The sequence below is a fragment of the Nocardia sp. NBC_01327 genome (assembly GCF_035958815.1).
GTDB lineage: Bacteria > Actinomycetota > Actinomycetes > Mycobacteriales > Mycobacteriaceae > Nocardia.
On the sequence record NZ_CP108383.1, the window covers coordinates 8090813 to 8103813 of the forward strand.

Annotated in this window: 12 protein-coding genes; 4 read left to right on the forward strand and 8 right to left on the reverse strand. The window is 66.8% G+C overall.

What is annotated here, in order from left to right:
• The first annotated feature begins 22 nt into the window (after window positions 1–22).
• The gene (locus OG326_RS37395; RefSeq protein ID WP_327141828.1) at window positions 23–676 is read left to right on the forward strand and encodes a TetR/AcrR family transcriptional regulator; all 654 of its coding nucleotides are present in this window, start codon (window positions 23–25) and stop codon (window positions 674–676) included.
• 241 nt (window positions 677–917) lie between these two features.
• Here the strand turns inward: OG326_RS37395 and OG326_RS37400 are convergent, their stop codons facing one another.
• The 7 genes from OG326_RS37400 to OG326_RS37430 form a co-directional block, all read right to left on the reverse strand.
• Window positions 918–2210 (reverse strand): acetyl-CoA C-acyltransferase, encoded by a 1293-nt coding sequence (locus OG326_RS37400; protein WP_327141829.1) that lies wholly within the window; start codon window positions 2208–2210, stop codon window positions 918–920.
• Window positions 2211–2455: 245 nt separating this feature from the next.
• Window positions 2456–3136, reverse strand: a complete 681-nt coding sequence (gene hpf / locus OG326_RS37405) for a ribosome hibernation-promoting factor, HPF/YfiA family (protein WP_442791085.1) — start codon at window positions 3134–3136, stop codon at window positions 2456–2458.
• 232 nt (window positions 3137–3368) lie between these two features.
• On the reverse strand, window positions 3369–4013 hold the full coding sequence (locus OG326_RS37410; RefSeq protein WP_327141830.1) for a ComF family protein: 645 nt from the start codon (window positions 4011–4013) through the stop codon (window positions 3369–3371).
• Between the two features lie 15 nt (window positions 4014–4028).
• Window positions 4029–5843, reverse strand: a complete 1815-nt coding sequence (gene lpqB / locus OG326_RS37415; protein WP_327141831.1) for an MtrAB system accessory lipoprotein LpqB — start codon at window positions 5841–5843, stop codon at window positions 4029–4031.
• 2 nt (window positions 5844–5845) lie between these two features.
• Window positions 5846–7846: an MtrAB system histidine kinase MtrB gene (gene mtrB, locus OG326_RS37420; protein WP_327141832.1), complete on the reverse strand. Its 2001-nt coding sequence runs from the start codon at window positions 7844–7846 to the stop codon at window positions 5846–5848.
• 41 nt (window positions 7847–7887) lie between these two features.
• A complete protein-coding gene (gene mtrA, locus OG326_RS37425; RefSeq protein ID WP_029931579.1) occupies window positions 7888–8565 on the reverse strand; it encodes an MtrAB system response regulator MtrA in 678 nt (225 codons plus the stop codon).
• Window positions 8566–8642: 77 nt separating this feature from the next.
• On the reverse strand, window positions 8643–9290 hold the full coding sequence (locus tag OG326_RS37430; protein ID WP_327141833.1) for a dTMP kinase: 648 nt from the start codon (window positions 9288–9290) through the stop codon (window positions 8643–8645).
• Between the two features lie 106 nt (window positions 9291–9396).
• Between OG326_RS37430 and OG326_RS37435 the strand changes: the two genes are divergently transcribed.
• The 3 genes from OG326_RS37435 to OG326_RS37445 all read left to right on the forward strand — a co-directional run bounded on the left by OG326_RS37435 (window position 9397) and on the right by OG326_RS37445 (window position 11307).
• Window positions 9397–10500, forward strand: a complete 1104-nt coding sequence (locus tag OG326_RS37435) for a glycerophosphodiester phosphodiesterase (protein WP_327141834.1) — start codon at window positions 9397–9399, stop codon at window positions 10498–10500.
• Between the two features lie 71 nt (window positions 10501–10571).
• Window positions 10572–10844, forward strand: coding sequence for a hypothetical protein (locus OG326_RS37440; protein WP_327141835.1), 273 nt, complete (start codon window positions 10572–10574; stop codon window positions 10842–10844).
• 136 nt (window positions 10845–10980) lie between these two features.
• Window positions 10981–11307 carry a hypothetical protein gene (locus OG326_RS37445; RefSeq protein ID WP_327141836.1) on the forward strand — a complete coding sequence of 109 codons (327 nt, stop codon included), beginning with the start codon at window positions 10981–10983 and terminating at the stop codon, window positions 11305–11307.
• A 106-nt stretch (window positions 11308–11413) separates the two neighbouring features.
• Here the strand turns inward: OG326_RS37445 and ahcY are convergent, their stop codons facing one another.
• A complete protein-coding gene (gene ahcY / locus OG326_RS37450; protein ID WP_327141837.1) occupies window positions 11414–12889 on the reverse strand; it encodes an adenosylhomocysteinase in 1476 nt (491 codons plus the stop codon).
• Window positions 12890–13001: the final 112 nt, after the last annotated feature.

Sequence of the window (13001 nt, forward strand, 5' to 3'; positions counted from 1 at the left end):
TCATCCTGGTATAGTTCCGCCCATGACCGAGGAACTCAGCCTGCGGGAGCGCAAGAAGATCGATACCGCGCGGGCACTCTGGCGGGCCGCCATGGCCTTGTTCGTGGAGCGCGGCTTCGACAATGTCTCCGTCGCGGAGATCGCCGCCGCGGTGAACGTGTCGAAGATGACGGTGTTCAACTACTTCGGCACCAAGGAGGACCTGGTCCTCACTCCGATGGAGGAGCATGTCGGCGAGCCCGCCGCCGTCGTGCGGGAGCGGGCCGTCGGCGAATCGGCCGTGGCCGCGGTGCGCCGCCAATTCCGTTCAGGGCTGACGGCTTTCGATCCGGCGACCGGCCTCAGCAATATGGCCGGCATCGTCGACGTACAGCGCCTGGTCCGCGCGACGCCGGCACTGGCCCAGCGCGTGGCCACCTTCCGGGAGCGGTCGGAGGATCTGCTCGCCACCGAACTCATCACGCAGACCGGCGATCCGGGTCTCACCCCCCGACTCGCGGCGGCGCAAATCATCGCCGTCCGGCACACGCTGATCGCCGAGAACAACCGGCGCATGCTGGCAGGAGCCGACCCGAAGTCCGTACTGCCCGACGCGCTCGCCCACGCCGAGCACGCCTTCGACCTACTCGAACGCGGACTGGGCGATTACTGCACGCGCACAGCCCCACCCGCATAAGACACACCCGTAGCGCACCCGGGCACGGTCACACCCTGCCGGGCACCCGGGCATGACCACACCCTGCCGGGCACCCGGGCGTGGCCACACCCGTATCGGGCATCCGGGGGGTGGCCGCACCCACGCAGGCGCGGGTGCGGCGAGCTCGAGCGGCGCGATTTTCACCGCTGCGGGGCGGAGGGAAAAACGGCCCGCAGCATGCTGATTCGCATGCTGCGGGCCGAAAAAACCTGGTAGGGGGCTAGACGCGTTCGAGGACTGCGGAGGCGCCGATGCCGCCCGCGGCGCAGATGCCGAGGAGGGCGGTGGACTTGCCGGTGCGTGCGAGTTCGTTCGCCATGGTGGTGACCATGCGGGCGCCGGTCGCGCCGAAGGGGTGGCCGAGGGAGACCGAGCCGCCGTGCACATTCAAGGTGGCGGGGTCGATTTCGCCGACGGCCGTGTCGCGGTCGAGGCGGGTCTTGGCCCATTCGTCGCTGGCCAGGGCCGAGACGACGGACAGGGTCTGGGCGGCGAAGGCCTCGTGGATATCGACGAAATCGATATCCGCCAGGGACAATCCGGCCTTGTCCAGGGCGCGCGGCATGGAGATGGCGGGGCCGATGAGGACCTGATCGCGCGGGTCCACGCTGACGAAACTCCAGGAGCGGAAGGCCGCCAGGGGCTCGAAGCCGAGGGCGCGGGCCTTCTCCTCGCTCATGAGCAGGACCGCGGAGCCGCCGTCGGTGAGCGGGCTGGCATTGCCCGCGGTGACGGTGCCGCCCTTGGCGAAAACCGGTGCGAGCGTGGACAGTTTCCCGACGCTGGTGCCGGGGCGAACCAGACCGTCGCGATCGACGACCTTGCCCTCGGGGGTGGTCACCGACAGCACTTCGCTGTCGAATCGCCCGGATTCGATGGCCGCGGCGGCGCGGTGATGCGAGCGGGCGGCGAACTCGTCCTGTGCGGCGCGCGAAATGCCGTGGATGCGCGCCATTTTCTCGGCGGATTCACCCATGACCTCGCCGGTGGTCCGCTCCTCGATCTTCGGGCGGCGCGGCACCAGATCGATGAACGGCGCCAATTGCGCTGCGGCCGAAAGGTAGTCCTTCGCCTTCGGCTTCCCCAGCGCCAGCGGCGCGGCGGCGTGCACGATCTTCTGCGGCAGCTTCACCTCGGCATTGCTGGTGGAGTCGCTGCCCCCGGCGATCATGATGTCGTATTCGCCGCGCTCGATGGCCGCGACGGCGGAGGTGATGGCCTGCAAACCGGACGCGCAGGCGCGAGTGACGGTGTAACCCTCACAGCCCGGGTCCAATTGGAGATCCAGCGCGATCTCACGCGCGATATTCGGTGCGCCACTGGGCAGAATCACCCCGCCCCACACGATGGCCTGCACCTCCCCCTTCGGCAGCCCGGTCCGCTCGAGCAGTCCGCGCACGGCGGTATCGGCGAGGTCGATGGAATCCATCCGCGTGTAATCACCGAACGCCCGCACGAACGGGGTCCGCACACCGGACACGATGACAGCACGGCGAGCACCACTGGTAGCCACGCTAGACCGCCTCCCCGAAACTTTGGCGGGCCACTGAGAGCCCCGAAACCTGCGTTGCCGACCGGCGGTCGCCGACCTGGCCGAGTTCTGGGGGTACCCCAGGAGTTACCCGAATACTCACGAAATCAGTTGTATCTGATACGAGATGTAACAGCAAGCGACCTACGGCCACCGCCGCCATGACACAGGGCGACCGGGGCTCTGGTAAAGCCCCGGTCGAGAGGATGTTCTAGCGAATAGCCACTTTATGCGAGACGGATGATGCCGTAGTCGAAGGCGTGGCGACGGTAGACGACCGACGGTCGGTCGGTCTCCTTGTCCTGGAACAGGAAGAAATCGTGACCGACGAGCTCCATCTGGTAGAGGGCGTCGTCGATCGTCATGGGGATGGCGGGATGGGTCTTGGTACGGACGACATGACCAGGTCCGGCGGTTTCGCCGTCCTGTTCCTCGCCCGCGTGATCATGTGCGCCGGACGACCCGTTCGGTGACATGAACAGCGAATCGTCGATCAGCCCGGCCGTCGCTTCGGACACCGAGATCGGTGTCTTGTCCCCATGATGTACGCGACGACGGTCCTTGAGCCGGCGCAACCGGCTCTCCAGCCTCTCGACCGCCAGCTCCAGGGCGGCGTAGAAGCTGTCCGCGCAGGCTTCGGCCCGGACGACCGGACCCTTGCCGCGAGCGGTGATCTCGATCCGCTGGCAGTTCTTGCGTTGACGACGGTTGCGTTCGTGTGTGAGTTCCACATCGAACAGATAGATGGTGGGATCGAAGCGCTCCAGGCGAGAAAGCTTCTCCGACACGTGGTTTCGGAAATGTTCTGGAACGCCACCCTCGCCGAGGGTTCGTCCCTTGACCACGATTTCCGCCGCCTGGCCGAGCACGGTGGATTGATCGTCGGGGATGAATTCATCATCCAGCAGCACCGAGGTGTCTGCAGACTTCGCTGAAGGTCGTGAAGAAGTCGTCACGCGTACCTCCCGGATCTGGCCGCACAAACCGCTCGTGCGGCGGGATTGAAACGTGTGCCGATCGAAGAGATCGCTCGGCACTGATGTCCGAGGCGCCACCTCCAAACTCTTAGTCCGGGTGTCTGGAAACCGACGCTAATACGCCAGCGACCTGTCCGCCAGTGTTCACGCAAATTTCGAAGAATCAAGCGTGGCACGTAACCAGCGCGGCACGAACCGTCACTCGGGCACCGCGTAGCGCACGCACCGATTCGCACACCGTGGCGCCCGTGGTCAACACGTCGTCGATAAGGACTACCTCGGCATTTGCCGGAAACAGGACGGGTCGGGAGCAGCCCGGACCCACGATGATCCGCCCGCGCAGATTGTGCTGGCGGTCGCTCCTGCCGAGGCCGACCGAATCGCGCACACCAGGGCGCATGGCCAGTAATCGCATCACTCGGCAATCGGGCAGCCAACTCGCCGCGACGTGCGCGGCACGCACCACCGGATCACCGCCGCGACGCCGCGCCGCCACTCTACGGCTGGGTGCGGGAACCAGAATCAGCGGCCGTGTGCCGTCCCGCAAATGATCCAGCCCCCTGGCCAGGGCCACCCCTATCGAGGGCGCCAGGTCGGCGCGTCGCTGTTCCTTGGCGGCCAGCACCGCGCGGCGCGGCGCGCCCCGGTAGGGCGCGAGCGCCCAGCACGGCACCCCGGGATCGGCGCGCGGGCGCAGCCGGATCGGCGGACCGGACAGCGCATCGGCGCAGTCGGCACACCAGCTGGTTCCGCCCACTCCGCACCCGCCGCAGCTGCGCGGCAGGATCAGATCCAGCAGCTCCCCCATCGATCCAGTGTGCGCCTAGCCCGGCAGCACCGGCACCGCATTGCTCCCGAGACCGGGAACTTCGCGCCAGTAGTATTCGCCGCCTTCGGGATTGCGGGTCAGCTCGAGGACCGCGCGGGAGTCGGCGATGTACTCGTGGTCCGGCGAAACGCTGACGACCCGCACCGGCGGAGTGAGGTTCTGCGTGCTCTGCGGCTGGAAGCCGGAGCCGTCCACCAGGACGCCCGCTACGGGGTCCACATTGCCCTCTCGCGTGACGATGACACGCTCATCGCTCTGCCAGTCCACCGACACCGCGGCGGTGCTCAGACCGACAGCCAGGGGCAGTGGCGAGCTCAGCGAGAACTTGCCGCCGCCACCGGCTTGCGGGGCCACGACCACCACGTACACCTTGCCGTTGGCGATCAGCGCCGCCCGCGCACCGGACGGTGAGATACGCAGTTCGGTGATCGGCCCGCGCGGCGGCTGAGCGGAGTTCGAACTCGAATTGGCCGCCGCCGCCTGCAATTCGGAGATGTCCACATCCTGCACCGACACATTGCCGGTGCTGCGGTCGTGCACCGCCCGGATCACCCGGTCCCCGTCGACCACCGCCCAGGCGGAGGTGCCGTCGGCGGGCCAGGACGGGCGGGTGAAGGTGCCGCCGGTGGCGACCGGGAAGCCCTGGCCGTCATAGGTGCCGATGATGAGGGTGCGTTCCGGTTCCGGTGCGGGGCGGCCGGAGTTGGCGACCGCGGCGACCAGTTGCCCGTCCGGCGACAGCGCCACCGATTGCAGGGTGTGGGTGCTGCCGAAGAAGCCGGGGGCCGCGGTGATCCCGCTGTCGGTGACGGCCACCAGTGAGCCGTCGCGCACCGCGTGCAGTCCGGTCCTGTTCTGCGCGATGGCATCCGGGCTCATGGCTTCCACGTCGGACCGGTTCCAGCCGGTGGCGGCGTAGCGGTCGTCGAGCGGTTTGCCGTCGGCCAGCAGCATGTACGGTCCGAGGATCTCAGCGCCGGCGAGGGTCAGCACCACCTGGGTTGCCAAGAGCTCCTTGGCCTTCGGATCCAGTGCGGACGCCCCCGCGAAGTCGATCTGGACGCCGCCCGCGCCGACGCCGACATTGTCGGTCTCGCCATTGGCCTTGGTGATGGGCCCGCGCAGGGTCACCCCGCCGGAGAGCGGATTGCGCACGGCGGAGGCCAGCGCCTGCTGGGTGCCCTCGCCGAGCATGCCCAGTAGTCGTTGCGGCAGTTGGTCCTTGCGCGCGGAGACCCAGCGCAGATCGGGGACCATGGCCATACCCGCCAGATTGGGGAAGAACAGCGAGTACCGCTTGTAGGACTTGGCGAACGCGGTTTGTTCGATGAGGACGCCGGGCGGCAGATCGTCGACGCGCCATTCACCGTCGACCTTCACCATTTCGACCTTGTTCTCCAGGGTGCCGTCGCTGGCGCGGTAGGCGCCGTCGGCGGCGAGCTCGCCGATCTTGCGGGCCCGGATCACATAGGTGGCGGTATCGGGGGTGCGCGATTCCCGCAGCGTGTCCGGGCGGTCGACGATGGTGGTGCCGGCCGCATCGTCCCAGCGCACATTGGCGGCGGGCGACAGGTACTGCCGTGCGGTCTGATGCCGATTGGTCGGATCGGAGGTCGCCTGCAGGAAATCGCGCAGCAGCTGATCCGGCTCACGACCCGAAATGGGCGGTGTAGGACCGGAACTGCTCGGCTGGTGATCCAGGGTGCCCAGTGCCTGCGGCGCTGATGAATCCGGGAGATTCGCACACGCGGTGAGACCCACCAGACAGCCGAGAACCACGATCGCCCGGGCCAGGCGATTTCTGCCCATCCTCATGGCTTTCCGTCCCCGGAGTCGGTACGCGCGGGTTCCTCAGGAGTGTCGTTATCCGGTGAACCGTCACCGTTCGCTGCGGAATCCTTTGCGCCGGGGCCGGGTTCGGCGGACTCCGGCTCGGTGGCCGGGGTATCCACGGCCGCCCGCTTGGATCGGCCGGTGGGGGGATCCGCGACCGCGAGCTCGTACTCCGGCACACCAGCGGGCGGATCCGCCACGGCGAGTTCGTACTCCGTGACTCCGGCGGGCGGGTCCGCGACCGCGAGTTCGTACTCCGTGATGCCCGCGGGCGGGTCCGCGACGGCGAGTTCGTAGTCCGTCACCGCGGCAGGGGGTTCCGCGACGGCGAGTTCGTATTCGGCGGGGAGGGGATCGATTTCGGCCGCGGCGGATTCGACGGTGCCGATATCGAGGGCGAGCTGTTCGGCGGTGACGCCGCCGCGGGTCTTGGGCGGTTCCAGGGGCAGTGGGCTCTGGCCCAGTTTCCGGGTGCGCACCAGCGGAAGGGTCAGCCGGAAGCTGGCGCCGACGCCGATCTCGCCCCAGGCCTCGAGTTTGCCCTCGTGCAGGTTCGCGTCCTCGACGCTGATGGACAGGCCCAAACCCGTTCCGCCGCTGCGCCGCATGCGCGAGGGGTCCGAACGCCAGAACCGGTTGAAGACCAGTTTCTCTTCCCCGGGCCGCAGGCCTACACCCTGATCGCGCACGATGATGGCGACGGCATTGGCGTCGGTGTCCCCGCGCATGCGCATGAGGACCGGTTTGCCCTCGCTGTGGTCGATGGCATTGGCGAGCAGATTGCGCAGCACCCGCTCGACCCGGCGCGGATCCACCTCGGCGACAAGGGGTTCCTCGGGCATATCGACGACGAGTTCGACGCCGGACTCCTTGGCCAGGTGCCGCACGGTGGACACGGCCGCCCGCGCGCACATGCGCACATCGAGCGATTCCACCTGCAGCTCGGCCACACCCGCGTCGTGCCGGCTGATCTCGAGCAGATCGTTGAGCAGTCCCTCGAAGCGGTCGAGTTCGTTCACCAGCAGTTCGGCCGAGCGCGCCAGCGCCGGATCCAGGTCGTCGCTGGAGCCGTGGATGAGATCGGCGGCCATGCGGACCGTGGTCAAGGGCGTGCGCAGCTCATGGCTGACGTCGGAGGTGAAGCGGCGCTGCAGATTTCCGAACTCTTCGAGCTGGGTGATCTGGTTGGACAGACTTTCGGCCATCTCATTGAACGACATGGCCAGCCTGGCCATGTCGTCCTCACCGCGCACGAGCATGCGCTCTTTGAGTCGTCCGTCTGCGAAGCGCGAGGCGATGCGCGCCGCGGATCGAATGGGCAGCACCACCTGGCGCGTCACCAGGGCGGTGATGGCGGCGAGCAGCACCAGCAGCACGATGCCGCCGATGAGCATGGTGCCGCGCATAAGACCCAGGGAGCGTTGCTCATTGGTGAGCGGGAAGATCAGATAGATCTCCAGCGTGGGTATGTCGGCGGCGGGGCTGCCGATGATCAGCGCCGAGCCGCGATAGCCGTCCGGATCGGACACCGTCGCGAACTGATAGCTGACCTGGCGCTCCTGCACGAAATGCCGCAGCTCCGGCGGGATTTCCTGGATCGGCCCGGCATTGAGCTCGGATTGACTGTCGCCGACCATGGCCAGCGCGGAGTCGTAACTGCCCGCGGCGCCGCCGGATTGGGAGCCGCCGCCCCCGGCCAGGGCGCGGCGGGCATCCTCCAGTCGAGCCAGCTGGGTGCTGGAATCGTGCACGCCCGTCAAGGTGGCCTGCACCGTATTACGGGCACGGCCCATCTCCTCGACGGCCGCATTGATCTTCGCGTCCAGGAGCCTGTCGGTGATCTGCGATGTGAGCACGACTCCGAGAATCGTGATCACGATCAACGACAGGGTCAGGGTGGACACGACAACGCGCAGTTGCAGAGAACCACGCCAGACGTGGCCCAGTCGCTCACCTACGGAGCGAAACCAGGCCACCATCACTGCCAGCGACCGCTGAAGGCGGTTTCTGGAGCCAGCGATCACGGCGGTCCGGCCTTGTAACCCACCCCGCGCACGGTGAGCACGATCTCCGGGTTCTCGGGATCCTTCTCCACCTTGGCGCGCAACCGCTGTACGTGCACATTGACCAGGCGGGTATCGGCGGCATGCCGGTAGCCCCAGACCTGTTCGAGGAGCACCTCACGGGTGAACACCTGGCGCGGCTTGCGAGCAAGTGCGACCAGCAGATCGAATTCCAAGGGAGTCAGCGAGATCTGCTGACCGCCGCGGGTCACCTTGTGCGCCGGCACGTCGATGACGATGTCCGCGATGGACAGCAATTCCTGTGGCTCTTCCTCGGTGCGGCGCAGGCGGGCCCGCACACGAGCAACGAGTTCTTTCGGCTTGAACGGCTTGACGATGTAATCGTCGGCGCCAGACTCCAACCCCAGGACGACGTCGACCGTATCGGTCTTCGCCGTCAGCATTACGATGGGCACTCCCGAATCGGCTCGCAGCACCCGGCACACGTCGATACCGTTCATGCCGGGCAGCATGAGATCCAGCAACACGAGATCCGGGCGCAGCTCCCGGACCGCGGTCAGCGCCTGCGTGCCGTCACCGACGACGTGAGGGTCGAATCCCTCACCCCGCAAGACGATCGTGAGCATCTCAGCGAGAGCCATATCGTCGTCGACGACCAGAATCTTGGGCTTCATAAGACTATGTTGTCACCTCTCCGGCTCCAATCAGGCCGCCACGCCAACACTCGTGACCTGTCGGCGCACATCCAACCCTATCCAGCAACGAATTCCGCGAGCCGCGCGGCAAGTGTTGCCGGATCGTCATCGCTCCGATGTACCCACCACGGTCCGTGCCAGTTGATTTCGGCAAGCTCACGGTAGACGGTTCCGGTGCGCCGTTGCAGACCGCCGTCTTTTTCGTACGCATCGAGTGCGCGGGACGAATCGGATTCGCCGCGCAGCCGGGCGCGTTCCTCTGCCACAGCAACGGGAACATCCAAGAGAATCTGCACATTTGGGACAGGGAGTTCGAAGCGGGCGAACTCCAATTCGGCTATCCAGGCCACGATTTCGCCGTGCGCATCCTGATGCACCCGGGCCGCGGAGTAGGCGGCATTGGAGGCGACGTAGCGGTCCAATAGCACGATGTCGTTGTCCGCCAGCAATTTCGAGAGTTCATCCCGGGCATCGGCGCGATCGAGCGCGAACAGCAGCGCCATGGCATTCACCGAGGCGGCCACATCGCCGTGCCCGCCGCGCAGCGCCTCGGCGGCCAGATCCGCGTGCACGGAAACGCCGTAGCGCGGGAAGGCCAGGGTGGCGATGCGCAGGCCGCGGGCGCGCAGATCGGCGACGACGGCATCGGTCAGCGTGCGTTTGCCCGCACCGTCGAGCCCTTCCACCGGAATCAGCGCACCCATGATCGCGAGAGTACCGAATGCCCCGGGGTGCGGGCTCGGCCGGTGAGTGCAGCGCCACGCAATTCGCCCAATTCTCATTAACCGAATGATTGCTATGCTCCGCGACATGACCTTCTTCGCATCGAGTTCGAAGCACGTCAGAAGGACTATCGCGGTCGCGGGAGTAGCGATTGCCGCACTCGGAGTGACCGCCTGCGGCAGTAATTCCGACAGCGACAACTCCACCTCGTCCAGTGCCGGTCCGCATGCCGACGCGAAGCGCGCCTTCGATCTGCAGGCGCATCGCGGCGGTCGCGGACTGACCGCCGAGGAATCGCTGCCGGGGTTCGCCAAGTCCATCGAACTGGGCGTTTCGACCCTCGAACTCGATATCGTGCTGACGAAGGATTCGGTGCCGCTCGTCTGGCACGATCCGAAGATCCTGCCGGAGAAGTGCGCCGACACCGCGCCCGCGTTCGCGGACGATCCGCAGTACCCGTATGTCGGCAAGGTGGTGCACGATCTGACCTTCGCGCAGCTGCACACTCTCGACTGCGGTAAGAAGCTGGCGGATTTCCCGGAGGCGCAGGAACTTCCGGGCAACAGGATCGCCGAGCTGCCGGAGGTCTTCGATCTGGTGAAGAGCTATCCCGGCACCTTCGACAAGCTGCGCTACAACATCGAGACCAAGATCGAGGCCGAGCACCCCGAACAGTCCGCCACGCCAGACGAATTCGTCGATGTCATCCTCGGCGCGATCCAGACCGCCGGAGCCACCGGCAAGGTCGAGATCCAGAGCTTCGACTGGCGCAGCCTCCCCCTCGTGAAGGCGAAGAATCCCACCATCCCGACCGTCGCCCTCTACGACGATTCCACCTTCAAGCCGGAGAGCATGTGGCTCAGCCCGATTCGCTATCAGGATCACGCCGACGACCCGCTGTCCGCGATCAAGGCCCTCGGCGCGGACATCTCCTCCCCCAGCTACATCAGCCCGTGGAACAGCGGGGCCAAGGCCGGTGACGCCGGCTTCACCCTGACGAGCACCGAGGCCTACGTGGCCCGCGCGCATGCCCTCGGCATCAAGGTGATCCCGTGGACGGTCAATGACAAGCAGACGATCGCCCTGGTGCTCGATCAGGGCGTGGACGGCATCATCACCGACTATCCGGACCGAGCGCGCGAGGTCATGACGGAGAAGGGCTATCCCCTGCCCGTTTCGTTCCATAAGTGACGAAAACTGAAACGGACATGATTCATCTCTTGTAGGGTCCGACGCACTGTCACCTGCAAGGAGCACACCTGATGAATAACCCCCTCGCCCACGCCATCCCGCGCGCAGCCGTCGGCGCCTTCGCCATCGCCGCCGCGATCGCCGCGGCCGGCACCGCCACTGCCGCCCCCGTCACCGTGGACCCCGCCGCCCCCGTGGCCTCACCCGCCGACTCCGGCTCCGGCGGCTCGGGTTCCAGCAATGTCGGCGGCACCGGATCGAGCGCGAGCGAGCTGATCAACGCCGGCCTGTGCACCCTGCAGGGCGGCAAGTGGATCCCCCTGATCGACATCTGCCTCAAGTAACCCCCTAGCGGTACGCCCCACCGCCGCCCCGGCCGCCGATCGCCCACCGCGCTCGGCGGCCTTTGCGCAATTTGAACAACCGATGCTTCACAAAACTGTACAGTGCGACGCACCACTCCCCCTGCAAGGAGAGCACATGTCGAAAACCACTGTCACACAGTATTTCTCCCGAATAGCCATCGCGGGATTCGCGCTGGCCGCACTGTCCGCCGGAACCGCGCAGGCCGCGCCGATCGCCCTCCAGCCGGCCGAGCCCGCAGCCCCCATCGCGACCACCACCGATCCCGGCACCGGGTCTTCCTCCGGATCGCTCAGCCTCGGCCCGGCCGTACCCGCCCAGGTCGCCGGGCAACTCAGGATGATCACCGTCTGCCCGGGTGTGGCCTTGCCCGCCACGGGCTCCCTCGGTGCGATACCGGGCAGCGCCGGGACCAATCCCTGTCCCGGACTCCCCCGCCCGTAACAGCCGAGCGGGCACGCAGCGGCTCCAGTCGGGAACTGCGGCAAAAGGATCGGCCGGTCACCCAGTGGGTGACCGGCCGATCTTTATGTCCTACAGGCGGATCCGCTCAGTAGCGGTAGTGCTCGGGCTTGTACGGGCCCTCGACATCCACGCCGAGGTACTCGGCCTGGTCCTTGGTGAGCTTGGTGAGGGTGCCGCCCAGGGCCTCGACGTGGATCTTGGCGACCTTCTCGTCCAGGTGCTTGGGGAGGCGGTAGACCTCGTTGTCGTACTCCTGCGGCTTGGTCCACAGCTCGAGCTGCGCGATGACCTGGTTGGAGAAGGAGTTGGACATGACGAACGAGGGGTGGCCGGTGGCATTGCCCAGGTTCAGCAGGCGGCCCTCGGACAGCACGATGATGCTGCGACCGGAGTCCGGGAACGTCCACAGATCGACCTGCGGCTTGATGTTCAGGCGGTGCGCGCCCGAACGCTCCAGCGCGGCCATATCGATCTCATTGTCGAAGTGGCCGATATTGCCGAGGATGGCCTGACCCTTCATCGCCTTCATATGCTCGAGGGTGATGATGTCCTTGTTGCCCGTGGAGGTGACCACGATGTCGGCATCGCCGATCGCCTGCTCGACAGTCACCACGTCGAAGCCGTCCATGAGCGCCTGCAGCGCGTTGATCGGGTCGATCTCGGTGACCTGCACGCGCGCGCCCTGGCCCTTGAGCGATTCGGCGCAGCCCTTGCCGACGTCGCCGTAGCCGCAGATCAGCACCTTCTTACCGCCGATGAGCACATCGGTGCCACGGTTGATGCCGTCGACGAGGGAGTGCCGGGTGCCGTACTTGTTGTCGAACTTGCTCTTGGTGACCGAGTCGTTGACATTGATGGCCGGGAAGGGCAGCTCACCCGCGGCGGCGAACTGGTACAGCCGCAGCACACCGGTGGTGGTCTCCTCGGTGACGCCCTTGATGCTGTCGGCGACGACGCTCCACTTGGCCTTGTCGGCTTCGAGGCTGGCGCGCAACAGGTTCAGGAACACCTTGTACTCGGCCGAGTGGGTCTCGTCCTCGGGCGGCACGACGCCGGCCTTCTCGAACTGGGCGCCGCGCAGCACCAGCATGGTGGCGTCACCGCCGTCGTCGAGAATCATGTTCGCGGGCTCGCCGGGCCAGGTGAGCATCTGCTCGGCGGCCCACCAGTACTCCTCGAGGGTCTCGCCCTTCCACGCGAACACCGGGATGCCCTTGGGCTCGTCCTCGGTGCCGTTCGGGCCCACGACGATGGCCGCGGCGGCGTGATCCTGGGTGGAGAAGATATTGCAGGAGGCCCAGCGGACCTCCGCGCCGAGAGACACGAGGGTCTCGATCAGCACGGCGGTCTGCACGGTCATGTGCAGCGAGCCGGAGATGCGCGCACCGCGCAGCGGCTGCACATCGTCGTACTCGCGACGCAGTGCCATCAGGCCCGGCATCTCGTGCTCGGCGAGCCGAATCTCCTTGCGGCCGAACTCGGCCAGCGAGAGGTCCGCCACCTTGTAATCGATCCCGTTGCGGACGTCGGGGGTCATCATGCTGGTCACTGCGGTCGTCATCTGCCTCTCGTGCCTCTCCTGGTCGGCCTGTCTTCCGCAAGCAAGGCTAGTCGGTGCCGCGCGACGGCGACACCGCGACGGCAGCCTCGCACCCCCTCGACGCGAGAACCGG